The organism is Pseudoclavibacter chungangensis (assembly GCF_013410545.1).
GTDB lineage: Bacteria > Actinomycetota > Actinomycetes > Actinomycetales > Microbacteriaceae > Pseudoclavibacter > Pseudoclavibacter chungangensis.
Genome location: NZ_JACCFV010000001.1, coordinates 477707 through 500860, shown reverse-complemented (window position 1 = coordinate 500860; position 23154 = coordinate 477707). Strand labels below are relative to the sequence as shown.

Annotated in this window: 18 protein-coding genes; 5 read left to right on the top strand and 13 right to left on the bottom strand. The window is 69.6% G+C overall.

What is annotated here, in order from left to right; all coding sequences use genetic code 11:
• Positions 1-105: 105 nt before the first annotated feature.
• From HNR16_RS02130 to HNR16_RS02115, 4 genes are read right to left on the bottom strand one after another with little or no spacing between them, the layout of a single operon-like run.
• On the bottom strand, positions 106-987 hold the full coding sequence (locus HNR16_RS02130; RefSeq protein ID WP_158039399.1) for a type II secretion system F family protein: 882 nt from the start codon (positions 985-987) through the stop codon (positions 106-108).
• Positions 984-2564 carry a TadA family conjugal transfer-associated ATPase gene (locus tag HNR16_RS02125; RefSeq protein ID WP_179558057.1) on the bottom strand — a complete coding sequence of 527 codons (1581 nt, stop codon included), beginning with the start codon at positions 2562-2564 and terminating at the stop codon, positions 984-986. The genes HNR16_RS02130 and HNR16_RS02125 overlap by 4 nt, the downstream gene beginning before the upstream one ends.
• Positions 2561-3379: a hypothetical protein gene (locus HNR16_RS02120; RefSeq protein WP_179558056.1), complete on the bottom strand. Its 819-nt coding sequence runs from the start codon at positions 3377-3379 to the stop codon at positions 2561-2563. The genes HNR16_RS02125 and HNR16_RS02120 overlap by 4 nt, the downstream gene beginning before the upstream one ends.
• 2 nt (positions 3380-3381) lie before the next feature.
• On the bottom strand, positions 3382-3960 hold the full coding sequence (locus tag HNR16_RS02115; RefSeq protein ID WP_179558055.1) for an SAF domain-containing protein: 579 nt from the start codon (positions 3958-3960) through the stop codon (positions 3382-3384).
• A gap of 650 nt (positions 3961-4610) precedes the next feature.
• Here HNR16_RS02115 and HNR16_RS02110 point away from each other — a divergent pair.
• The 3 genes from HNR16_RS02110 (at position 4611) to HNR16_RS02100 (ending at position 6292) form a co-directional block, all read left to right on the top strand.
• The gene (locus tag HNR16_RS02110; RefSeq protein WP_158039396.1) at positions 4611-4856 is read left to right on the top strand and encodes a hypothetical protein; all 246 of its coding nucleotides are present in this window, start codon (positions 4611-4613) and stop codon (positions 4854-4856) included.
• Entirely contained in the window at positions 4853-5845 is a 993-nt protein-coding gene (locus HNR16_RS02105) for an SRPBCC family protein (RefSeq protein WP_158039395.1), read from the top strand. Before HNR16_RS02110 ends, HNR16_RS02105 begins: the two co-directional genes overlap by 4 nt.
• 78 nt (positions 5846-5923) lie before the next feature.
• Positions 5924-6292: a cupin domain-containing protein gene (locus HNR16_RS02100; RefSeq protein ID WP_158039394.1), complete on the top strand. Its 369-nt coding sequence runs from the start codon at positions 5924-5926 to the stop codon at positions 6290-6292.
• 82 nt (positions 6293-6374) lie between these two features.
• Here HNR16_RS02100 and HNR16_RS02095 read toward each other — a convergent pair whose 3' ends face one another.
• The gene (locus HNR16_RS02095) at positions 6375-7379 is read right to left on the bottom strand and encodes a zinc-binding alcohol dehydrogenase family protein (RefSeq protein WP_158039393.1); all 1005 of its coding nucleotides are present in this window, start codon (positions 7377-7379) and stop codon (positions 6375-6377) included.
• 70 nt (positions 7380-7449) lie between these two features.
• On the opposite strand from HNR16_RS02095, the gene HNR16_RS02090 reads away from it, so the two are divergent.
• Positions 7450-7827, top strand: a complete 378-nt coding sequence (locus tag HNR16_RS02090; RefSeq protein WP_158039392.1) for a winged helix-turn-helix transcriptional regulator — start codon at positions 7450-7452, stop codon at positions 7825-7827.
• A gap of 84 nt (positions 7828-7911) precedes the next feature.
• Here the strand turns inward: HNR16_RS02090 and HNR16_RS02085 are convergent, their stop codons facing one another.
• Positions 7912-8535 carry a LysE family translocator gene (locus HNR16_RS02085; RefSeq protein WP_158039517.1) on the bottom strand — a complete coding sequence of 208 codons (624 nt, stop codon included), beginning with the start codon at positions 8533-8535 and terminating at the stop codon, positions 7912-7914.
• Positions 8536-8641: 106 nt separating this feature from the next.
• Here HNR16_RS02085 and HNR16_RS02080 point away from each other — a divergent pair, with 106 nt between their 5' ends.
• Positions 8642-9097: an Lrp/AsnC family transcriptional regulator gene (locus HNR16_RS02080; RefSeq protein WP_158039391.1), complete on the top strand. Its 456-nt coding sequence runs from the start codon at positions 8642-8644 to the stop codon at positions 9095-9097.
• Between the two features lie 60 nt (positions 9098-9157).
• Here HNR16_RS02080 and HNR16_RS02075 read toward each other — a convergent pair whose 3' ends face one another.
• The 7 genes from HNR16_RS02075 to HNR16_RS02045 form a co-directional block, all read right to left on the bottom strand.
• Positions 9158-10510 carry a DUF1501 domain-containing protein gene (locus HNR16_RS02075; protein WP_158039390.1) on the bottom strand — a complete coding sequence of 451 codons (1353 nt, stop codon included), beginning with the start codon at positions 10508-10510 and terminating at the stop codon, positions 9158-9160.
• Positions 10511-10521: 11 nt separating this feature from the next.
• Positions 10522-11928 carry a DUF1800 domain-containing protein gene (locus tag HNR16_RS02070; protein ID WP_179558054.1) on the bottom strand — a complete coding sequence of 469 codons (1407 nt, stop codon included), beginning with the start codon at positions 11926-11928 and terminating at the stop codon, positions 10522-10524.
• A 1349-nt stretch (positions 11929-13277) separates the two neighbouring features.
• On the bottom strand, positions 13278-17678 hold the full coding sequence (locus HNR16_RS02065; RefSeq protein WP_158039388.1) for an FtsK/SpoIIIE domain-containing protein: 4401 nt from the start codon (positions 17676-17678) through the stop codon (positions 13278-13280).
• Positions 17675-19546, bottom strand: a complete 1872-nt coding sequence (locus HNR16_RS02060) for a hypothetical protein (RefSeq protein WP_158039387.1) — start codon at positions 19544-19546, stop codon at positions 17675-17677. The genes HNR16_RS02065 and HNR16_RS02060 overlap by 4 nt, the downstream gene beginning before the upstream one ends.
• The gene (locus HNR16_RS02055; RefSeq protein ID WP_158039386.1) at positions 19539-20228 is read right to left on the bottom strand and encodes a hypothetical protein; all 690 of its coding nucleotides are present in this window, start codon (positions 20226-20228) and stop codon (positions 19539-19541) included. Before HNR16_RS02055 ends, HNR16_RS02060 begins: the two co-directional genes overlap by 8 nt.
• Positions 20221-20754 carry a hypothetical protein gene (locus HNR16_RS02050; protein ID WP_158039385.1) on the bottom strand — a complete coding sequence of 178 codons (534 nt, stop codon included), beginning with the start codon at positions 20752-20754 and terminating at the stop codon, positions 20221-20223. The genes HNR16_RS02055 and HNR16_RS02050 overlap by 8 nt, the downstream gene beginning before the upstream one ends.
• Complete coding sequence (locus HNR16_RS02045; protein ID WP_179558053.1) at positions 20747-21481, bottom strand: hypothetical protein; 735 nt, start codon at positions 21479-21481, stop codon at positions 20747-20749. The genes HNR16_RS02050 and HNR16_RS02045 overlap by 8 nt, the downstream gene beginning before the upstream one ends.
• Between the last annotated feature and the right edge of the window lie 1673 nt (positions 21482-23154).

Sequence of the window (23154 nt, the reverse complement as noted above, 5' to 3'; positions counted from 1 at the left end):
AGCGCCCCCGCCCCGTCCGCACCGGCGCGGCGGCGGCGCGAGCTCGACCCGCTGCGCCGGGGCACCCTGCCACCCGCCACATCGCCCTCGCCCGCCGCATCGCCCTCATGTGGTGCTCCCGTCCGCCTGCGTCCACGCCCCGTCGAGGAGCCTCGGGCTCGGCTTCGTGACGGTCATGCGCTTGAGCCACAACAGGATGAGTGCATAGAGCACGAGCCACGCGGCCAGCAACACCTGCCCGAACGGTGTCCGGTACGGAGCCATGAACGTCGAGAGGAGCGGCAGACACGCGAGCAGCCCCAACGTCGCGACCGTGATGATCCGCATGTTCTGTCTCGGCTTCGCACGATCCGTCTCCACCTGCCGCCGCACGCGCACCTCCTCGAAAATGATCTGTGCGAGATCGTCGAGTGCCGCGGTCAGCCCGGGGCCCCGCTGCGACTCGTTGAGCAGCAGATGAACGACGACGAGATCGGCCGTTGGATCGGAAAGATCCGCCGCGAACTGCTCCAGTGCGTCCCGCGTGCGCCAGCGAGCGTTCAGCCGGGCGACGAGGGTGTTGACCTCCGGCCGGATCGGCTCCGGAGCGCTCGAGAGACTCGCGATGAGCACGTGCTCGAGGCTCGCGCCGGTCTGCGTGAGCCCCGACAGGTTTCGCGTCCACGACTCGAGGGCGTCGAGTCGGTCGAGCTGCACACGGTTCTCGCCGCTCGAGAGCACGTAGGGCAGGCCGAGCGCGACGATCGGAGCGGCGAAGACGAGCACGACCCAACCGGTCAGCATCCACCCGACGACGCCGAGGACGAGCCCCACGGCAGCCCATCGCCACTGGCGTCGCGTAAGGATCGCGCGCCGATGGTTCACCCACCGTGCGAAACCGCTCGGTGGACGAGCCGCGCGTCCCTCGGACACGGGCAGGAATCCGACGACGGCGACGACGACGCCCAGCACCGCAACGGTCACGAGCATGCCGATCAGGGCACTCATGCGAATCCTCCTCGATCGCCCCGCAGGTCGCGATCGTCGAAACCCACCTCACGCAGCCGCCCGAGCAGCGCGCCCGTCGGCAGATGACGCGCGCCGAGTCGCTCCTCGCCGTCGATCGCGAACACGTCCATCGCGACGGGGCGCGTCGTGCCGTCCGGCGCCGACTCGCCCGGCTGCACCTGCGAGATGTGCGTGACCACACGCCGCACCTGTCCCCCGCGACGGACGCGCCGGATCTGCACGATGAGACCGATGTGTTGTGTGATCTGCCGATACGCATACGCGTCGCTCGTGCCGAGGTTCTTGAGGGTGAGGCTCGCGAGTCGCTCGATCGTGTCGGTCGGGCTCGATGCGTGAATGGTCGAGAGCGAGCCGACGCCGGCCTGCATCGCCTGGAACATCGCATCCACCTCGCCGCCACGCACCTCGCCCACGATGATGCGCTCGGCATTGAGCCGCAGTGCCTTCTCGAGCAACTGCACGAGCCCGACCTCACCGGCCCCCGCCGCGCCCGCCTCCCCCTGCCCCGGCCGATACTGCAGTGCCGTGACGATGCGGTGCCGCTCCCCCATGCGATCGAGGTGCAGCTCGCGCTCCTTCTCGATCGTCACGATCTCTTCGAACGGATCGATCTCGTTCGCGAGTGCGCGCACAAACGTGGTCTTCCCCGCACTCGGCGCGCCCGCCACGACGACGCTGACCCCCGCCTTCACCGCTGCGCTCAGGAACGCCGCGGCAGGTGGGGTGAGCGTGCCGTACCCGATGAGATCGGCGAGCGAGATGTCGACGAAACGGTGGATGCGGATGACGACCTTCGGCCGTGGCGAGATCGGCGGATGCACGGCCGCGAGCCGCGCGCCGCCCGGCAGATCCATGTCGAGGTCGGGGCTCGCGGCCGTGAAGCTGCGCCCCTCCTCGCCCCCGCGCTGCGCGAGGAAGGCGATGTCGGCGACGAGCTGCTCGTCGCTGTCGGCGACGGCTGGCGCCTTCCGTTTGCTGCCGTCGGCGTAGCTCACGTACACGTTGTCGTGGCCGAAGATGTCGATGTTCTCGACGCCGGGCTCGTCCACGAGCGGCTGCAGGCGTCCGAGCTTGAACAGCGCGTCGAACACGGCCCTCGACACCCGGTGCTGCATCTCCTGCGACCAGGTGGCGTCCCGTCCCCCACCACGCAATTGCGAGGCCGCCTCCTCGCGCACGACCTCGGCGATGTGGCTCTGCGCCATGGCTCGCCGATCCTGCTCCGACATACTCGGTTTCGCCTCGATCTGTCGCGTCAACAGGTCGGACACCGCGTGCCGCAGACGCGCCACGACCTCCCAGTCAAGCTCGCCCACGAGCGCGCCGGCCGTCGACTGCGGTACCCGCCCGCGCGCGTCGCCACGGTGTTCGGGACGGTGTGCCGACGATCGCGCCTCGTCGCGCCCCGTTCCCCGCCCCTCGTGCACGAACTGTCGGAACGAGCCTGCCGGATCCGGCGGACCGTTCGCCCGCGCGGCCCGCTCGGCCTCGCGCTGCCCCAACAGCGGGGTGTCGGCGAGGCTCGGCGGCAGGTCGGCCGGATCGATGCGGCTCATCGTCGACTCGCCTCCGCCGGCCCCCGCAGGCGCGCACGCTGCTCGTCGAGCAGCCCGGCGAGCGACGCGACGATGCTCGGGACCGCTCGCTCGAAGGTGGTGCGTCCGCGTCCCGTCGGCGCGCCGAGGGAGTACGCGGCCGCCGCGTCGGGCGCCCATGGCAGTGTTCCGAGCACCCGTGGCCCCGTGGCCCGCTGCACCTCCGTGGCCGAGTAGTTCTCGCGGGCGCGCTCGATGAGCAGGGTGACGAGCACATCCGGCTTCCCGACGAGGTCGAGACGCGAACGCACCGATTCGAGCGCCGAGCTGTGACTGTTGACGCGGTCCACGACCGCCGCGACGTCCGGCAGCGTGGCACCGCACGTGAGCACCACCGCGTCCGCCGTCTCGACGAGGGGCATCCGTGGATCGTTGAGGGTGATCCTGCCGAGGTCGACGAAGGCGTCCGTGCCGGAGGCCTCGAGCGACACGAGCACCTGCCCGAGGGTCGACCAGAAGCCACCAGCACCCGCCGCGGCCCCGAGCGTCGTGAACCCCGGGACGACACGCTGCGCGTCGGGTTCCGGCCCGAGCGGAACGGACTGTTCCCACAGCATGTGCGGTGCGAGGCGCCCCTCGAGCTCCGCCATCGCGAGCACGGCGAGCCCGACGGTGTGGTCGCGGCTCCCCCGGAAGCGACCCGCGAGCACGCTGCTCGTCGAGGAGAGGTCGGCCTCGACCACGATCGCCGGACGAGGCCAGGAGAGTGCGAGCGCGAGCACGCTCGTGGTCGTGCCCGGGCTGTGCCCGAGACTCCCGAACGCCACAACCGACATCGCTATCGACCTCCCGACGGATCGAGAACGAGCGAGACACGTCCCGTGGCCGCCCATGCGGCGAGGGTCGTGGCCTGCTCGGCAGGGACGACCACGTCGACGAGCGTGAGGCCGCCCTCGACGTCCGACTTCACCGCGTGGACCGTCGCAGGCATCGTCGGCGGCTCACCGACCGGCGCCTCCCCCTGGGCGATCGGCGTGAAGACGGCCAGAACCGTATCGCCCGCGACGAGTGGCGCCGACGGCTTCTGCGTCGGACCGACCGGGATCCCGACGACGTGCAAGCCTGGTTCGACCGTCACCTCGGCGGCCACGTTGGCGGTCGTGACGAGCGACCCCGCCGGCAGGTCCACCGCCGCGACCTGCCCGACCAGCGAGTCGAGCGCTGCGACGGGGACGGCGTTCGTGACCTGCCCGTTCGAGATGAGGATGGCGGAGAAGTCGCTCGCCTCCAGGTGCTCACCACGAGCGACGTCGGTGTTCGTCGTCAGCACCGAGACGAGTTGACTCGTCTGCGTCGCAACGACGTAGGACGCGAGTCCCGCGACGATCGCGAGCGCGACGCCGAGCGCGATGAGCATCGGGCGTCGCCGCGCTCGGACCCCCGTCGCTCCGCGCCCACCGCTCGTCTCGCCGCGCCCCTCCCGCGTTCGTTCGGCACGGGTTGCCCCGCTGTCGCCACCCCGCATGTCCCCCACCCTTCGGTTCCGTAGGCGGCTCCTCGCCCACGATTCGGCCCAACACCGTGCGCGCGCCGCCTCGTGGCGCCCGCTCCGTTCTGTTCGTCGACGACGGATGCACCACCGCGGACGGGAACGGCCGACGCCGACGGCGCATCGTGATCTCGTGGTGCACGGGTCGTCGAGCGCACCGGACTCCGGCCGCTCGAGCGCACGCTCGCTTCCGGATGTGCGGTGCGGTGACCGCGCCGCCGTCGTCCTTCGTGACCTGACCGCTCGATTCGTTCCCCCGAAGCCGAAACGGCTCCTCGAACGGGCGGTGTGGTGGGTTCCTTCGCCGGTGGAGCGGCTCCGATGTCGCTGGAGTGGCGAATCCTCGTCGGGCGTGGTTCGTGACGGCCATCGTTGCATCGCGCGACCCGCGTTGGCCAGGCTTCTGAGCATTCACCATGAAACACGGGGCAACGATTCGCGGCTCGAACACCATGGATCCCCTCCACCTCAAGCAACTCCGGTTGACAAATCCGCTGTGCGCAACCTAGGTTGACAACATGGAATCGCCGCAGATCACCACGGTCGCCGCCGACACGAGCGATCCACGAGCGGGCCTTCGTGCCATCGCATCACTGCGCACGCTCACCGAGCGACTCGAGCTCGCACAGGTCGAGGCCGCACTGCGGGCCGGCCTGAGCTGGCAGGACATCGCGGCGTCGCTCGGGGTCACCCGCCAGGCGGTGCACAAGAAGTACGCGAAACGGATCGACCCCACGATCCCCGTCCCACGGAGGAACAGTTGAGCAAGCTCACCACCGTCGCGACGACGTCGCACACCCTGTCGGTCGCCGCCATGGAGGAGGCCTCGCGCCTCGGTGAGCCGACGGCCGACATCGAGCACCTCCTGCTCGCCCTCACGATCAACGAACAGCTCGCCGGGCAACTCCTGCGGGCGAACGGCGTCACGATCGACGCGACCCGCAACTCGATTGCAGCACAGCGCGCAGAACAACTCGCGACCCTCGGCGTCGATGCGGAGCTGCCACCACCAGGACGGATCACGTTCCACGATACGACACGGGCGGAGTGGAGCGAACGCGCGATCGCGATCATCCGACGCGCGAGCGACGGCGATCGGCGCGGCGACGCCGCCGCCGTGCTGCGCGAGCTCCTGGGCGAACCGAGCGGACTCGTCGACGCCGTCCTGCGCAGACTCGGCACGAGCGCCGACGGAATCCGGGACCGCCTCGCCCTCGCCGAGACGATGCCCACACCCACCGCCAACCGCCCGCGCGACACCCTGACCGGCCGCGCCGAGGCCTTCGCACCCGCGTCCCCCGACGAGGTCTGGGCACTCCTGACCACGCCCGAGCGGATGCCCGAGTGGGACCCACTGACGGGCACCGTCGACGATGCCCCCGAGACCGTGACCCACGGCGCGACGTGGACGACGCGGGCGCGACGAACGCGACCCGACGGGCGAGCCGCCCGCGTACCCGACGGCACCGAGACCGGCGTCACGAGGGTGGACGAGCTGACCGAGCCGCACCGCCTCACGCTCGCGACCTCCTGGCCCGACGCGCCGACGACCAACGCGCGCCGCCTCACGGTCGAACTCGAACCCGCGGCGGGTGGCACGCACCTGCGCCTCACGCTCAGTTGGGTGCGCTCGACGACGCGCCGCCGATCACCGAAACGGCTTCTCGCACCGATCATGCGACCCCTGCAGCGATACGCCGTCTGGCTCTCGCTCCACCAGGTCGGTACCGGTATCGGGCGTGCCTTCCGCTGATCAGCCGACCGGTGCCCGCACGCGACGCACAGCGGCACACCGAACCACGACGACGACCGATCTCGTATCGTGCCCGCCATGACCGGTAGTCGCAGCATCACCGAAACGCTCGAACGCAGCTCGGCCCCCTGGCAGCCCCATCTCGTCGCCCAGGTCAACTCGACCGACGTGAAACTCGTGAACCTGCTCGGCGAGTTCGTGTGGCATACACATCCCGAGAGCGACGAACTGTTCCTCGTGCTGCACGGACACCTCACGATCGAGCTGCGCGACGGCAACGTCGAACTCGGCCCGAACGAGCTGTTCGTCGTCCCGCGGGGCATCGAGCACCGCCCGCGGGCCGATGCCGAGGTGCACGCGCTCCTCGTCGAAGCTGCGGGCACCGTCAACACCGGCGACGCCGGTGGCGACCTGACCGCCGAGCTCCATGACGCGCGATCCGCCTGATGGGCCCGGAACAGCTCTCCCTCACCGCTCGCCGAACGTGCGGGTCAGGCGTCCGGATGCCCCCGCCGTCACACGCGTCCGCTCACGCCCATCCGTGCACGACAACCTTGCCGAGCGTGCGTCCGCGCTCCACGAGCTCGTGCGCCTCGCGCAGCGTCTCGGGTGAGATCGGCGTGAGCGCGGTCGTCACGACCGGGCGAACACGTCCCTCGTCGACGAGGTCGGCGACCCGGTTCAGCAGCGCGCCCTGCTCGCCGAGGTCGGGCGTGCCGAACAGCGCACGCGTGAACATGAGCTCCCAGTGCCAGGCGACGCTGCGCTCCTTGAGCGGTTCCACGTCGCGCGGCCCGTCGTCGATCGCGACGATGTGCCCGAACGGCCGCACGATCCGCGCGTAGCTCGGGATCTGCCCCTCGGAGTGCGCGGTGAACACGGCGTCGACCCCCTCGGGCGCGAGCGCCGTCACCTGCGCGACGAGGTCGTCGTGGTGGTCGACGACGTGCTCGGCACCGAGCGCACGCACCCACGCCGAGCGCTCCGGCCCGGATGCCGTCGCGATGACGGTCACGCCCGGGAGCAGCGCCTCCGCGAGCTGCACAACGGCCGAGCCGACGCCGCCCGTCGCACCCACGACGAGGAGCGTTCCCGTGTCGTGCTCCGTGAGCGCGAGGCGGTCGAAGAGCGACTCCCACGCAGTGATCGCGGTGAGCGGGAGCGATGCCGCGTCGGCGAACGAGAGCGATGCTGGCTTGCGGCCCGTGATGCGCTCGTCGACGAGCACGAGCCGCTGATCACTGCCCGGCCGGGCGATGCTGCCCGCCGCGATGACCTCGTCGCCCGGCGCGAACAGCGTCACCTCCGCTCCGACGGCACGCACCACACCGGCGAGGTCGAAGCCGAGCACGCGGAACCCGTCCGCGGGGGCCGCGGCCCGCAGCTTCACGTCGACGGGATTCACCGAGACGGCCTCGACCTCGACGACCAGGTCGTGCGGGCCCGGTTCGGGCACCTCGACCTCGCGCGCGACGAAGGCGTTCGGGTCGGTGGCGGGCAGGTTGTTCTCGTATCCGATCGCGACTGGGCTCATACCCCGATCATCGTCCCGTCCGCCCGGTTACCGTCAAGGGCCTCTGGTCACCACGAGATACCATCGGCCCGTGATCCGCCCGACCGACACCACTCCGCACGACGATCGCGACGCCGAGCGCTGCCCGTGCCGGCCCGTGCTCGACGTGCTGTCCGATCGCTGGAGCGCGCTCGTGCTCGAGACGCTCGCCGACGGCCCGCTGCGCACGGGCGAGCTCCGGCGACGGCTCGACGGCGTGAGCGCGAAGGTGCTCTCGGCGACCCTCAAGCGCCTCGTCGCACACGTACTCGTCGAGCGCACCGTGCTGCCGGACGTGCCCGCGCACGTCGAGTACGCGCTCACCGTTCTCGGCACGAGCGCCCTCGAGCCGCTGCACGCCGTGCGCGTCTGGGCCGAAGCCCACGGCGTCCCCACCTCGAGCAGCACCGGGACCGCGCCGACGCACTGATGCCGAGCGCACCGCCGGCGGGACCGTCCCGCCGACATCGAGCGCACCGACGACGACTCCGTCCCGCCCGCCGCAGCGGTGCGGTCAGCGGAGCGCGAGCACCTGCTCGGCGAGGAGGCCGACGCCGATGAGTGTCATGACGACGCCCGACACGCGCGTGACGACGAGGCTCACGCGTGGTCGCGCCGCGAGCACCCGTCGCGCGAGGAGCGCCACGGCGCCGTACACGACCACGCAATTGCCCACGTGGAGCCCGCCGAGCACGAGCATCTGCACGGGTGACGGCCAGCCCGCGGGGCTCACGAACTGCGGCAGGAGGGCGACGAGCAACAGCATGCCCTTCGGGTTGATGCCGCTCACACCGGCTCCGCGGAGGAATTGCCCCGAGACGCCGTCCCCGAGCGGCCCGTCGCTCGCACCCACCGCCCTCGGTGCGCTCGCGAGCGTCGAGATGCCGAGGAAAAGGAGGTACGCGGCACCGGCCACGGTGAGGACGGTCAGCACGATCGGATAGCTCGTGACGAGGACCCCCAGCCCGACGGCGACGACCCCGACGAGGCCGATGTAGCCGACGACGATGCCGGAGAGCGCGGGGACGACGGAGCGGGCACGGATACCGGCCGCGATCGCGTACGCCCAGTCGGCGCCCGGTGTGCACGCGAGGAGCGCGGCGATCGCCCAGAACTGGCCCACGAGTGCGACGTCCATGCCCGCACCTCCGTCCTCGTTCGTCACGAAGAGGCTACGAAGATTCGAGTGAAATGTGCTTCGTTCCTGCGTCACAACCCGCCGTCACGGTGGGAGGATTCTCGATATGGACGCACTGAACCAGCAGATCCTTTCACTCCTTCAGGAGGACGGACGGATGAGCACGACGGATCTGGCCGCCCGCGTCGGCCTGAGTCTTTCGTCGTGCCACCGGCGCGTGAAAGAGCTCGAGACGAGCGGCGCGATCGAGGGCTACCGCGCGATCGTCTCCCCCGACCGGCTCGGGCTCACGTTCGAGGCGATCGTGTTCGTCACGATGAACGTGACCGACCGGCCGACGGTCGCCGCGTTCGAGGACGCCGTCGCCGACGAACCGAGCATCGTCACCGCCCAGCGGCTGTTCGGCGAACCCGACTACCTCCTGCGCGTGCTCGCACCCGACCTCGCCGGCTACCAGGAGCTGTACGACACGCGCCTCGCCGTGCTGCCCGGCGTCCAGCGGCTCACCTCGACGATGGTCATGAAGCGGATCGGCGCGGAACATCTTGTCCCGGTCCCCTGAGCAACTCGATCATCAGGACGTGGGCGGTGTCGCCGCGACGGCGCCGCCCGCGAACGACGATCACGCCGGCGTCATCAGCCCGGACGTCGTGATCTTCCAATCGGGGAAGACACTCGAGAGCGCCCCCTCGCTGAGCCCGAGCGTCGACATGACGACTTCGCCGAGGAAGTTCCGGAAATCGTTGTTCCCCGGCAGATCGCCCTCTTTCAGGTCGGCCTCCGTCAGGCCGTTCCATGTGCCGTAGACCCCACCGCGCACCCCTGCGCCCATCACCATCGCGAGACCACCGTGACCGTGATCGGTGCCACCCGAGCCGTTCTGCTCGAACCGTCGCCCGAACTCGCTCATGAGCACGACCGTCGTGGAGTCCGCCTTGGGGCCCAGGTCGGTGAAGAAGGCGGCGAGACCGTCGCCGACCCCCTGCAGCGCCTCGCGCATGTCCCCCGTGTCGACGGTACCGATGCCCGTGTGCATGTCCCACCCACCGACATCGACGGTCGCGACGCGCACCCCGACGTCCGAGCGGATGAGACCCGACAGGTTGCGCAGATCCGCGCTGAATCCACCCTCCGGGTACGCGCTCTCGGCACTCACCGCCGAGGTCAGCGACGCGACCTGGGCGTGCGCGTCGAGCGCGATGCCGGCCTGCACGGTGAACGGATGATCGATGCCCGTGTAGAGCGCGTTGATCGCGTCGGCGTTGTAGGCATTGCCGTGGATGTTGAACGACTCGGCCGTCCGGCCGACGAGCGAGTTCGAGGTACCCGTCAGCGACCTTGTGAGGTTGCTCGTCACCGACATCGAGCGGAACGTCGTGCCGGCCCCCGTCTGCTCGAGCACGCGATCGAGCCAACCGCTCGACCCTCCGCTCGAGCTCCCGCCACGCTCGAGCATGTCCTGCGCCTGGAAGTGGCTCCGGCTGAGCTCCGGTGTCGCGACATCCGGCATCGCCGCGACCTTTCCGGCCCGCATCATCGGCTCGAGCGCCGAGAGTGCCGGGTGCAGGCCGAAGTTCCGATCGAATTGCAGCAGGCTCCCCGCGCGAATCGCGATGTCCGGTCGAGCGGTCAGCAGGTTCGGATCATCGGCGGGGACGAGAACGGACAGGCCGTCGAGCCCGCCCCGGAGGAAGACGACGACGAGCGTGCGTCCGTTCGAGACGCCACCGGTCGCAGCGTTCGCCGCATATGACACACGCGACGTGACGAGCTGCGAACCGAGCGCGGCGACGCCGAGCCCACCCGCGAGGAAACTCCTGCGGGTGAAACCCTTCGACCAGCGCTCGCCGCGGCCTTCCTCGTCCCGCTGCACCGCCCCCGCAATGGCCCGCAGCCTGGCCTCCTCCTCGTTCCGCCCGAGGCGCCGCCAATCGGTGCAGTCGGGATGGATCGCGAATGGGTGGTGATCGAGCATGTCGACCTTTCTCAGCGCACGCTGAACTGGACGGAATGGAAGAAGAGGGCCGTGATCTCGGGCCCGACTCGGCCCGACAAATCTGCCGGAACGGTGGAGCCGACCGGCAGTTGGTGGAGCACGCGCGCGGCGTCCAGGATCTGTTGATTCGCCGGCTCGCCGATCGCGAACCGGCACATGGCGTCCACCCAGGCGTCGACGGTCTGGCCGGGTGCGGGCGTGAAGATCGCGGTGAACTCACTGCTCGGGAGGAGGTGCTCGCGGTGTGAGCCGACCAGCCGGAAGTGCTCGTTCCATCGCTGCACGAGCTGGCTCGCCGACATCCACGCACTCCACACGTCGGGATACCCGTTTGGTGGCCCCCAGCTCAACGGACGGTGACCGAGCAGACCGAGGAACCCGACCATCTCGAGCGTGCCGTCACGCTTCGCCGAATCGGCCCCGATCGCGCGGATCGTCCCGACGACATCTTCCAACGGGCGTCGGATCTTCGATCCCGCGGTGTGCCAGAAGTCGTCCGAGCGGAAGATCTCGACGAGCACGGCACGGATGTCGGTGTCGTTGTCGAGGTACGTCTGCGCGAGACGCTCGACGAGTGCGGGATCCGGGTAGTCCGACACGAAGCGCACCGCGAGCTTGCGAGCCACGGTCCGTGCGGTGGCGGGATGGGTCGCCAGATAGTTCAGGAACTCGTCACCGAGGGCCATGCCACCCTCGGTGGTCGCGTTGTCGGACGCGAAGTCCATGACACGCACGGCGCCGGTCACGTGGTGTTTCGGTTCGTACGCGAACAGCCCGTCGGATCCGGCACGGCGGCCCGAGAGGATCTTCGCCGATGCCTTCACGTCGTCTTCCGAGTACCCCGAACCGACACCGACCGTATGGAGTTCGAGAAGCTCTCGGCCGTAGTTCTCGTTGATCTCACCGTCCACCGAATCGGTGTTGTTGAGGTACTTCATCATGTACGGATGGCGCGCGGACGCGAGGAGCATGTCCCTGAACCTGCCCAGCGCGTGCGGGCGAATGACCGCGTTCCCGTAGTCATTGCCCTGTCCGACACCGAGGTCGGTTCCCCTGATGCAGTAGAGGTGGTTCTCGAAGACGTCGACGACGTTCTCGTAGATCTGACGTTTTCCGTAGATCTGCCGGGCGAGCGTCGCGTTGATGTAGGCCGGGTACGTCTCGTTCCGGTCGACGCCCGCGGCCTCGGCACTATTGATCTCGACCTTCGCGAACGGGAACCACGAAAGTGCAGTGGCCTCGAACGGGTCGACGTAGGCAGGGTCGAGCTGTTGCGTCAGCCACGCGTCGAGCCCCATCTGCTCGACCTCACGCTCCGCGATGGCTCCGATGCCGTACCCGGCACGCTTCAGCAGGTGATGCCGCGCTTCGGGCGAATCGGCGACGGGAACCGACATCGGGCCATTCGTGCGGCCGGCGGGAAGGCCCGGGTCATACTCCTTCGGCCGATCGATCTCCGCGACGCCCTGCCCATGGGACTCGTCGCGGTCCGACGCCTCGGCGATCTGGCCGGGAACGACAGGTGCACCGCCGCCGGATGGCCCCATGGTGGCCCCGGGGGGAGCCACGGGCGCGGGCCCGGCGCCCATCTCGCCACCGCCCACGGCGTTCGAGTCCGTGCCGTTCGTTTCACCGGAACCCCCCTGCTGACCGTGCGTGGGGCTTCCCGCCATGGCCGCCAGTCGGCTCCCGACAGCGAGCGCGCCCGCCCCGAGCGCCGCGACCCCGGCGGCGACGAGCAATCGCCGCCCGCGTGCTGGGCCCGGCTCCGAACCACCGGGAGACGAAAGCACATCCGTCGCTGACGCCGTGGCGGCGACGTTCCGCGGCGCGCGCATGGATCGGCGAGTGGGCAGCCCCTCGCCGTCGGCCTCGGAGGGACCGGTGGAGTTGTCGGCTGCATCCATTCTCGATTGTTCTCCATGCTGTTCAGACGATGGTTGCGTCGGAGCCGGGAGGGCCCGCGGCGCGGCCCGAGGAACATAACAGCGAGATCAACGTCATCTGGATGGGTAGTCATGCCCATATCAATGTCGAACCGTGTCGCAGCCTGCACAACCTCAGCGAAAGCCGCAGGTCACCCGCGTGTCCGGGAACTCGGACGCGTCAGTCGAGTCCGCGTCCCCCGTTCCTGCATCACACGGAGCACTCAGGAACCGCGCGAGTATCGATGCAACAGCACGCGCCGCGTCCTCCACGGTGGGCTCTGCGAAAAGGCACGAGGTCCGCCCGCGGTCGTGAGCGTCCGGTCAGGGAAGTTGCCTACACGCTCGCGGGCGCTGCGGCCAAGCCACGGGAGTGGCGAGGAGCAGGAGTCGAATCTCGCGGAGGAGTCACACCTCGAGTCCGCTGCCCACACCGGGCGTGCCCCGTCCCAAGATCCGATCGCCCGTGCATCGACGGGGGACGTCCGTGCCCTGATCTGGACGACCGCAGAGAACGGTGGTGCTCAAACGGAGGCTGGCAGCCGGGACGCCCTGTTCGGCCGCTCGCTCCCGCGTCCCCGACGAGACGTCACGGCCCGGATGACGGTGACCTCGGACTGGACGACCGGAGCACCGACTCCCGACGGACCACGGCTGTGAGCGGCCTGCCGCTGCGCAAGTCGTCCGGTTCCGTCGCGTGCGACGCACTCCACGCACGCGACGCAGCCCGCCCACCAGCCCTGACCTGCCCCGCACGACAACGCCCTGCTCAGCAGCCCCGGAGGCTGATCGACGTACGGCTTGCCGGAGGGGACGAGCGATCAGTTCGGCCGCGGGGTGCGGACGATCTGCGCCTCGCCGCCGCCGACGTGCATGACCCCGGTCCCGTGGACGATTCTCGACGACGCACGCGAACGAGGGATCGTCGTGCCGATCAGCTCGGCGTCGAACACGTTCGCGGGCGAGAGCAGCACACCACGACGATTGCGCTTGACGTCGAGATTCCACGCGCGCCCGAGTCCCGATCCGATCGTCTCGGTCTCCCCGGCGACGAGGAGCGCCCGGTCGGCCGCCTTGCCGGCTCGGACGAGGTGCAGGAGGAACTCGGCCACCGTGCCGTCGCGGAACAGATCGCCGTCGTCGACGACGAGCACGACAGGATCGTCGCCGGGAGCGATGTGTTCGCTCAGCTCCTTCCCCTCGATGCGCGGATCGGTGAGGACGGCGCGCACACCGTCCACGCCGTCCAGCTCGGTGAGCGGCGAGGGCTTCGGCGCGAGGATGACGACCTCCGTGCCGCGCGCGAGCAGGCTCCGGGTCATGGTCGACAGGAGCGAGCTCCGCCCCGAACTCCGCGGCCCCGCGACCAGGAACGTATTGACCTCGGAGAGGTCGGCACCCAGTTGACGTGCATCGTCGCCCCCGACACCGACCGTCGCGAACAGCGCATGCTCGTGCTCGACCGGGCTCGCCATCATGTCGTCGAAGCCGATCACGGCCGGAAGCTCGCGCAACACCGACACCGGAACGATCGGACGAGGGAAGCGTCCCCGCGCCTCCTCGGCGATACGCCGGATCACCGCGGCCTGACCGGCACCCGTCAGATCCGTGTCGAGGACGGCGATCTGCATCTCCTCGACCTCACGATCGGCCCAGAACAGCCGCCCGGGGACGACGTTCGTCGGGATGTCCTTCGGACGGAACCCGACGTAGCCGTAGTCCTGCGAGTCGTCGAACCTCAGTGCTCCGCGCTGTCGCGAGTACTGCGCGAGGCGCGAGTTCAGGAGCGTCCGGTCGCCCGACGCGATGACGTGGATGCCCACCGAGGGGCCCTCGCGGAGCAGGCGCATCACGATGTCGGTCAATCGACCGCCGTCCTGCTCCGCGAACAGGTCCTGAAAGTTCTCCCACCGGTCGAGCAGGAACAGGAAGTGGGGTAGCCGTCCGCGCCCCTCCGCGACGGCACGCTGCTCGGCGATACCCGACGCGTTCGCGGCCGCGAGAATGCCACCGCGGCGATCGACCTCGTCCGAGAGGCGGGACAGGATCCGCGTGAGGCGATCCTGCTGCGAGCTCGTCGCGATGCCACCGCAGTGCGGCAGCTCGTTCAGTGCGACGAGTCCGCCGCTCCCGCAGTCCGCACCGTAGATCTGCACGTCGGCCGGTGAGTGCGCCCGGGCCGCGGCGGCCGCGAAGGTCCGAAGCGCCTGCGTGCGGCCGGATCCCGGTGAGCCGGCAAGGAAGAGGTGCGACATGGTATCGAGATCGAACATCTCGGGAATCTGCTGTTGGCTGCGCGGACGGTCGACGAGTCCCCACGCGAACGGCACGGCCGTCCCCTCGACCGGCTCCGGCGCCGAACCGAGTTCGTCGAGCAGGATGACGTCGCCGAGCGGCGCGAGCCACGGCGACTCCGGCGCATCGATCTCTGCACGACGCGCTGCATCGGTGACGGCGCGTACGAGCAGATCGAGATCGGTCGAATCGGACTCCCCCGTGGGGGCACCCGCCGTGTGCTCCGGGAACGGCCGCCGGAACGACGCCGGCGCGATCCGTCGCACCGACGGTACGGGGATCTCCCGCTCGACCTCGTCCGAGATCGGGTGCCTGCCCCCGATCCGGCTCGACTGGAAGGGAACGACGGTCGCCTGTCCGAGCCGCGCGTAGGCACGACCGGGCGTCGACTTGCTGATCTCGACGGCGTCCTTGACGTCGATGACGTCCTGGCTCTCGGTGACGTCCGTCACACGGAGCGCGATCCGAAGGTTCGTGTTCGCCCGGATGTCGGCGGACACGACACCGGCCGGACGCTGTGTCGCGAGGATGAGGTGCACCCCGAGGGAACGGCCGCGCTGGGCGATGTTCACGAGTCCGGTGATGAAGTCCGGCAGCTCTCGGGCGAGCGTCGCGAACTCGTCGATCACGATCACGAGGCGAGGCAACGACGGGAGCGATCGGCCGTCCGCCTCACGCTGATAGTCTTCGATGTCCTTCGCGCCGATGCTTCCGAGCAGGTGCTCACGACGGGTCAACTCCGCGTGCAGCGAGGTGAGGGCTCGCTCCACGAGGTGCGGATCGAGATCGGTCACGTAGCCGACCGTGTGCGGCAACGAGGAACAGGCGGCGAACGCCGCACCGCCCTTGTAGTCGACGAGGACGAAGGTCATCTCGTCGGGCCGATTCGCCGTCGCACCCGACGCGACGATGGTCTGCAGCAGCTCCGATTTCCCGGACCCCGTCGTCCCCGCGACGAGACCGTGCGGGCCGTCGCTCACGAGATCGACGACGAACGGGCCGTCGAAACTCTCACCGATCACGAGTCGCGTCGTCCTGCCCGTGTGGGACCACCTCGCCGCGATCTCGTCCCCCTCGGGCTCGGGCAGCCCGAGCATCTCGAGGAGTCGGCTGGAGGCGGGGATCTCGGCGCCGTCGCTGGAGCGACTGATGTCCCTCAGCGGGTACAGGCCTCGGGGCACGATGTCGTACCACTCCTGCGACACGGCGTCGGGGGTCGCTTCCACGGGATCCGCCGCGCCCTCCTTCACGCGAAGACGGCCGTGCAGGCCCTCGCTCACGACGGTGACGCACTCCTCGGGCAGTTGCTGCACGCTCGAGTCGGCGCAGACGAGGTGGATGCCCACCGAGGGGCCGTCGCGCAGCAGCGGCACGACGCCGGGGAGGGCCCGCAGCGCGCGCGCCCCGTCGAGCACGACGACCACGGCGGGATGATCCTCGACACCTGCTCCCGCCGCGAGTGACGCGGCACGCTGTGCGAGCAACATCGTGAGTTCGGCGACGAGCGGTGCGACCTCGTCACCACCGAGAGCGATCCGGGTGATCGGCCCGGGGGCACCGGCGCGGTCCACGTGCGGCAGCCAGCGCGCCCAGTCCCATCGGTGTGACTCCCTCGTGGACGACAGCAGATACACCGCCACATTGGCCGGCAGGTGCAGCGCGGCGACCTGTCCGACCATCCAGTCGAGCAGTGCGCGCAGCTCCTCCGGATCCTTCGACGCGACGCCGACGACGCCGGCCTCCGTGATCCCGATCGTGACGGGAACGGAACGGAGCATGCGTGCCTCCGTGCGGCGGAACTCGAACTCCTCGTCGTCGCTCACCTCGACGCTGCTCGGGAGGTCGCCGACTCCGACGCGCACGCGCAGGAACGTCGAGGAACCGGGACGTCGCTCCCACAGCTTCCGGGTGGTGTGACCCACCGCCTGCAGGAGATCGGACGGGCTCGGTGCGTCGTCCCGGCGCGTGGCCGTCTCGGCCGCGACGGCGTGGGCGACCGCGACGTCGAGGGCCGCGAGTTCCCGCTTGTAGTCGGCCATCTTCTGCCGATACGTCTTCACGCCGTCACGCCGCTGGGTCAACCAGTTGCCGAGCATCACGATGGGTGACAGGAGCGCGAACATGAGGAAGTAGGGGCGCTGGAAGATGATGGCCATCGCGAGCCCACTGATGAGGGGCATGATCGCGTACAGCAGCATCACGTTGACCCGCCGGTTGCGCTCCGGCGGCTTGGGGATCCGGAATTGCTTACGAGCCGGTTTCCGCGGCGAGGCCGGCGGTCGGTTGAAGTCGAGGGTCGCGGCACCCGCCGTACGGACCAGCCGTCCGGCGCTCACGGCGACCGGGCGCAGCATGAGCGACGAATCACCGATCCGCAGGTACTGTTCCGGGAGCCACGTGACGGGCGCGTCCAGCACCGGCTCCGATTCGAGGTCGATGGGCAGGTGCCTGCTGGGCTCGACGCCGTGCGAGAGCGCCACCTGCACACGGCCGTCGAAGGCGACGTCGACGACCACGAGCGGCGCGTGGACGTGCGCGCCGGCGGAGATCCCGCCGCCCGCGCTCACGCCGAACGGCATCCGGCCGACGGGGAGCACCTGGACCCGGCCGACACCGGCACCCCGCACCGTGACCACCTCGACGAGGCCCGCCGTGGAGTCCACACGGTGCTCGTCGTGCGCGTCGAACGTGACTCGGGCGCCCTGCACGAGTGGCCCCGAGCCAATCGCACGATCGAGGGCGGCTTCACTCAGCTGCTCGTATCGCTCACCGGAACTGACGCTGATCGCGGAGTGCGGATCGGCGCCGATCTCGGCCGCCATGCGCTCGATGATGTCGCGGGTGCTGACGTCCGGATCCGCTTCGATCAGGAAGTCGCGCTCGGTCTCGGACGTCGAGGAGCGGCGACCGGTCAGCGCGAATCTCATGTGCTCTCGTCCTCGGTTCGGTCGACCTCGGTTCGGTCGTCCGCGGTGGGTACTCGACGGTCGATGACGGAGACCGGCCTCGTGGGGGTCGTGCGCTCGTCGACCGGAGTCGCGCCGGGCCACGGCGAGGCGGCCTGCCCCCAGGGCCACACCGTCCCGCCGAGCGGCGTGGTGCCTGCGCGATCCGCCGATGCGGGCGCCACCCGGTTCGCGGCGTCAGGTCGATCGCCCCCGGGGAGCCCGTTCACGGCGGGAGCCGGCGCGGGCGTGCCTGGCGAGGCGGGCGACACCTGCCCGTGCCCGGGTTCGTTCACCGCACCGTCGTCCGACGGGGCCGGGAGCTGGGTCTCCATGTCAGCCGCAGGTATCGGCTCGGGGCTCGCCCCCGTCCCGGTCTCGACGTCCTCCTCCTCGGCCGGCTCGGTGGCCGAGACCGGGTCGTGCTCCACCTGCATCGCATTCGGGAGCACGGATTCGGGCTCGATCGCATTCGGTGTCGCGGGCCAGCTCGTCGCCTCACGACCATCCGCCGCCACGGGCACGTCCGCCGCCCCGGGCACGGGCTCGTCCGCAGACACGGGCACGTCCGCAGACACGGGCTCGTCCGCAGACACGGTCACGTCCGCCGACACGGGCAGTTCCGCCGACACGGTCGCCGGGGCCGCCTCAGTGGTCTCGGTCGTCGCTCCCGCCACGGGGCCATCCGTCGCCGCCGGCCCGTCCGTCACCGCAGATGCACCCGCCTCCGTCGGTGCGTCCGCCCGGACCGTCTCGGGGACGGACGTCGACGCGACCGCCGGCTCCGGCTCGGCCTCGATCGCGATATCGACGGGCGATTCCGATTCGTGCGCGATCGCAGCGTCCGGAGCCGCGAATGCGTCGCCGCCGTCCGGATCGGCCGCAACCTGCACGGCACCGTGTCCGAGTGACGACGGAACGACATCCACGCGCCCTGCCCCCGCTCGCCACGGCACACTCCCCGCGAGTCGGTTCTTCTGCTTCGCGATGAACGGGATGAACGGGTCACGCATGTCCGTGGTGGGCAACACCGACGACGTCAGCACGCCGTAGGGCCCCACGTGGATCCGCCACGCGGCCTGCCGCATGCTCCCGATGACCACACCGGCCGCGCCCCGCTGGTCGTCGTGCCTGCTGCTCAGCACCATGGCCTCGACGACATCGGCATCGTTCGCCGTCCCGACCGCGAGGTAGCCGCCGCGGAAGTCACGGCCCGCGTCCGGGCGGATCGAACGGTTCCACCGCATGGATCGGCCGGTCAGGAGCGAGGCGTCCTCGATGACGCCGGCGGTGAAGTCAACACGCCAGGTGGGCTGCGTGAGCTCGCCGATCCAGCGCCGGACGAGCTTGCGGGCGAGCTGTCGATTGCCGACGACGTTCACGACACCGGGACAGGCGGCGAGATCCACGAAGACGGTGGCGATCGAGGTGCGGCCGAGCGCCACGACCGCGTCGGGCAGGCGGTGCTCGGGGGCCGCGAACGCGCGCACATCGAGTTCGTCGAGCAGTGCCTGCCAGGTCAATCCATCGGGTGAGACAGCCCACGGTTCGGGGGCGGTTTCGGCCGGCCGGTCGAGGAACACGGTCGCCATCGTGTCCGTCAGCGAGAGCACGGTGGGGCGCGGGGCAGCGATCCCGGCCTCGTCGCACGCTGCTCGGAGCCGGTCGAGGGTCGTTCGCGCCTGCCGTCGCTCGATCGTCGAGACCGGCGAGCTCTCCTGCCAGAAGTTCGCGTCCCGCGTGCGTCGACTGAGGTACGCGATCACGCCGTATCCCACGAGCAGCGTCGTGATGACCGCGACGGCCGCCACGATCAGCAGGACGAGCCCCGGGTCGCCTGACTCAAGCACGGCGTCGCATCACGTCCTGCAGTCGCTCCTCGTACTCCTGCGCGTCGGGGTCGTCGAGTCCCACGAACCGGAACGTCTGGGCGAACGCCTTCCCCACACCGCGCGCGAGTTCCCGCACCGACTCGTCACTTCCGGTGGGGAGGACGGCGGAGAATCCGAGTGCCTTCCACCGGTGCGGTCGCTTCGGGACGGGGAACGCGAACAGGCTGAGGACGGCGTCGATCCCGGGCTTGCCACCGAACGCCGACGCGTCCTCCTGGAAGTCGTCGACGCGCACCCCCTGCAGGCCGTCGACCGTCTCGAAGCGTTCGCCACCGAGGCCCGACCAGATGGTGCCTGCCCGGAGCATGCCGAGACTCACATGACGGGAGTCCGAGGTGTCGTACTCGAAGTCGAACATCGACAGGCCGGAGGCGATCTGTCGTTCCATGAGGCCGACCGGGAGCGTGAGGCCGTGGACGTTGTACGCGCGGGCGTCCTCGACGGAGTCGACGAGCATACGGCGGGCCTGTTCGATGGCGATCGGCGCCTTGTCGCGCGGCAGGCTCGTGCCGACGGAACGTCGCGCGATGCGCTTGATGTGTGCCTCGACGACGTCATCCGGCTCGAGCAGTGAAACTCGCTCCCACTCGGTCGGCATGATCACCGTGAACGGCGCCTGCATATCGGCCGCGTTACCCATCGCATCCATCCATCCACAACAGGATAGACGGCGCGAGAATCGGAGCGACACGATCGAACACCTCGAGTCGCTGTTCGGTGTACTCGGCGACCAACATGGCCGAGTGAACACGGGCACACATCACGGCGCGGCGGACGACGACGCCGCCGTCGTCGAGTTCCGAGCCGACCGAGACCACGAACAGTTCCTCGTCGATGACGGTCTTCGCAGGTCCGAGGATCGATCCCGCGCGCCGTCGTGACTCCCCCGCGAGATCGTTCACCGGGATCGCCCAGTGGTACGCGGCGAACGCAACACCGAGTCCTGGATCGAGCAGCGCGAAGAGGCCCACCCGGGCTCGCTCAGGCATGTCCTGCGTCGGCACTCCTGCTGATTCGAGCACGAGTGGCGACCAGGGCGGTCGTGTCGACCACGTCTCCGCGAAGCCGGACGGCGGGATCGCCGCGATAACCGGCAATGCGGACGCGAGGGTCGGTGGCTGCTCCTCCGTGTCCTCGGTGGCGGCGTCGAGTGGTACCTCAGGCATCTGCCGGAACTCGTATGTCGTTCAATGCCGCGATCATCTCGGGGTCCTGGTCATCCAACGAGGTGATCACCTGCGACTGCTCATCGGGCGTCAGTTGCTCCCAGGCCTGCCAGAGCCGCTTCGCGACCTCGGGATCGACGGAGGTCTGTCCCTCGATCGGCGTGATCTCTGCGATAGACGGGTCGGCCAGGTGTTCCGCGGTTCCGGCACCCCCCTTCCACTCGTTGAGGTTCTCGCCCGTGCGCCATTCGTGGAACAGTCCGGTTCGGCCGATCATGCCCCACCCGGATTTGAAGATCTGGACGATCGCGATCGCACCGTTGATCGCGACACCGGCTCGTGCTCCGAACGTGACGACCCAATAGTCCATCTTGATGTCCTCCGCCGCGGACCAGGCCTTGTACTTGTCCATCGGGAAGTCCTTCAAGCCCGTCGGGAAGTCGTCCAGGAATCCCGGATTGCCGCGTTGCGTCGCGTACCAGTTCTTGAACTTCTGAAGGTGGAAGACACGGTCCCACACCGACAGGCTGAACAGCTTGTCGAGCGCCGTTGCCCCCAGACCGGTCCCGTTCCGGTTGGATCCGGTCCATCCGATCGCATCGAGTGCCCTGGTCCACGGGCTCTTGGCAGCGTCGTCGCCCGCACGTCCTGCGGCCCCGGCATCGGGCGCATCGCCGTCACGCGGCCCCACAGGCGCAGCCTCCGGCTCACCACCACGCGGCCCCACAGGCGCAGCCTCCGGCTCACCACCACGCGGAACAGGAACACCCGACCCATCCACATCAACCGGACGAGGCGACGCCCCACCAGCACCCGGCGGCGTACTCGCCGGACGCGGAACAGGAACACCCGACCCATCCACATCAACCGGACGAGGCGACGACCCACCAGCACCCGACGACCCAGTCGACGAACCCGACCCGGGAACACCCGACCCATCCACATCAACCGGACGAGGCGACGACCCACCAGCACCCGGCGGCGTACTCGCCGGACGCGGAACAGGAACACCCGACCCATCCACATCAACCGGACGAGGCGACGACCCACCAGCACCCGACGACCCAGTCGACGAACCCGACCCGGGAACACCCGACCCATCCACATCAACCGGACGAGGCGACGACCCACCAGCACCCGACGACCCAGTCGACGAACCCGACCCGGGAACACCCGACCCATCCACATCAACCGGACGAGGCGACGCCCCACCAGCACCCGGCGGCGTACTCGCCGGACGCGGAACAGGAACACCCGACCCATCCACATCAACCGGACGAGGCGACGACCCACCAGCACCCGGCGGCGTACTCGCCGGACGCGGAACAGGAACACCCGACCCATCCACATCAACCGGACGAGGCGACGCCCCACCAGCACCCGGCGGCGTACTCGCCGGACGCGGAACAGGAACACCCGACCCATCCACATCAACCGGACGAGGCGACGCCCCACCAGCACCCGGCGGCGTACTCGCCGGACGCGGAACAGGAACACCCGACCCATCCACATCAACCGGGCGAGGCGACGCCCCACCAGCACCCGGCGGCGTACTCGCCGGACGCGGAACAGGAACACCGCCCGGCACCACCCCACCTCCACCGGCGGGACCGGCTCCAGGAGCGGCGGTGGAGCTCGACCCCGTGCCCGACCCCGAACCAGGGCCAGTCCCCGAACCCGAACCAGTGCCAGTCCCCGAACCAGTGCCAGTGCCAGTCCCCGAACCAGTGCCAGTCCCCGAACCCGAACCAGTGCCAGTCCCCGAACCAGTGCCAGGGCCAGTCCCCGAACCAGTGCCAGTCCCCGAACCCGAACCAGTGCCAGTCCCCGAACCAGTGCCAGTGCCAGTCCCCGAACCAGTGCCAGGACCAGTCCCCGAACCCGAACCAGTGCCAGTCCCCGAACCCGAACCAGTGCCAGTCCCCGAACCCGAACCAGTGCCAGTCCCCGAACCCGAACCCGAACCCGAACCAGTGCCAGTCCCCGAACCCGACCCCGAACCAGTGCCCCCGGCGGGTGGGACAGGCTCGACCGGAGCGTCACCGTCCGGACGTCCTCCGACCGGTTGCAACTCGATGTCCCCGCCGTGCTCGGGTCGAGGTTTGTTCGAGCCTGCGCCGTGCCATCCCTTACCGCTGATCATGCCACTGCGTACGGCTGCGAACGCTGCGGCGCCTCCGACGACTGCGAAGATCGCGCCGAGAACGAGGTCGATGACATTTCCCTGGCCGTAGTGGAACGCCGCAGCCGTGACCGCCAGAGAGGCCAGTTCCACGGCAAGCGCGAGGACTGTGAATATCGTTCCCAACAACGGAACGACGAATGCCGCTATCCCCAGCAGGATGCCGAGGATCGCAAGCGCGATCAGTACCCATTTGAACGCATCGAGGAACTTGTCCT

Bases quoted from the DNA above. Each gene is read 5' to 3' on its own strand.
- HNR16_RS02055 (WP_158039386.1), bottom strand. From the start codon at position 20,228: ATGGGTAACGCGGCCGATATGCAGGCGCCGTTCACGGTGATCATGCCG.
- HNR16_RS02080 (WP_158039391.1), top strand. From the start codon at position 8,642: ATGGACGCACTGAACCAGCAGATCCTTTCACTCCTTCAGGAGGACGGA.
- HNR16_RS02100 (WP_158039394.1), top strand. From the start codon at position 5,924: ATGACCGGTAGTCGCAGCATCACCGAAACGCTCGAACGCAGCTCGGCC.
- HNR16_RS02125 (WP_179558057.1), bottom strand. From the start codon at position 2,564: ATGAGCCGCATCGATCCGGCCGACCTGCCGCCGAGCCTCGCCGACACC.
- HNR16_RS02130 (WP_158039399.1), bottom strand. From the start codon at position 987: ATGAGTGCCCTGATCGGCATGCTCGTGACCGTTGCGGTGCTGGGCGTC.
- HNR16_RS02075 (WP_158039390.1), bottom strand. From the start codon at position 10,510: ATGCTCGATCACCACCCATTCGCGATCCATCCCGACTGCACCGATTGG.
- HNR16_RS02120 (WP_179558056.1), bottom strand. From the start codon at position 3,379: ATGTCGGTTGTGGCGTTCGGGAGTCTCGGGCACAGCCCGGGCACGACC.
- HNR16_RS02095 (WP_158039393.1), bottom strand. From the start codon at position 7,379: ATGAGCCCAGTCGCGATCGGATACGAGAACAACCTGCCCGCCACCGAC.
- HNR16_RS02065 (WP_158039388.1), bottom strand. From the start codon at position 17,678: ATGAGATTCGCGCTGACCGGTCGCCGCTCCTCGACGTCCGAGACCGAG.
- HNR16_RS02050 (WP_158039385.1), bottom strand. From the start codon at position 20,754: ATGCCTGAGGTACCACTCGACGCCGCCACCGAGGACACGGAGGAGCAG.
- HNR16_RS02115 (WP_179558055.1), bottom strand. From the start codon at position 3,960: ATGCTCATCGCGCTCGGCGTCGCGCTCGCGATCGTCGCGGGACTCGCG.
- HNR16_RS02070 (WP_179558054.1), bottom strand. From the start codon at position 11,928: ATGTCGGTTCCCGTCGCCGATTCGCCCGAAGCGCGGCATCACCTGCTG.
- HNR16_RS02110 (WP_158039396.1), top strand. From the start codon at position 4,611: ATGGAATCGCCGCAGATCACCACGGTCGCCGCCGACACGAGCGATCCA.
- HNR16_RS02085 (WP_158039517.1), bottom strand. From the start codon at position 8,535: ATGGACGTCGCACTCGTGGGCCAGTTCTGGGCGATCGCCGCGCTCCTC.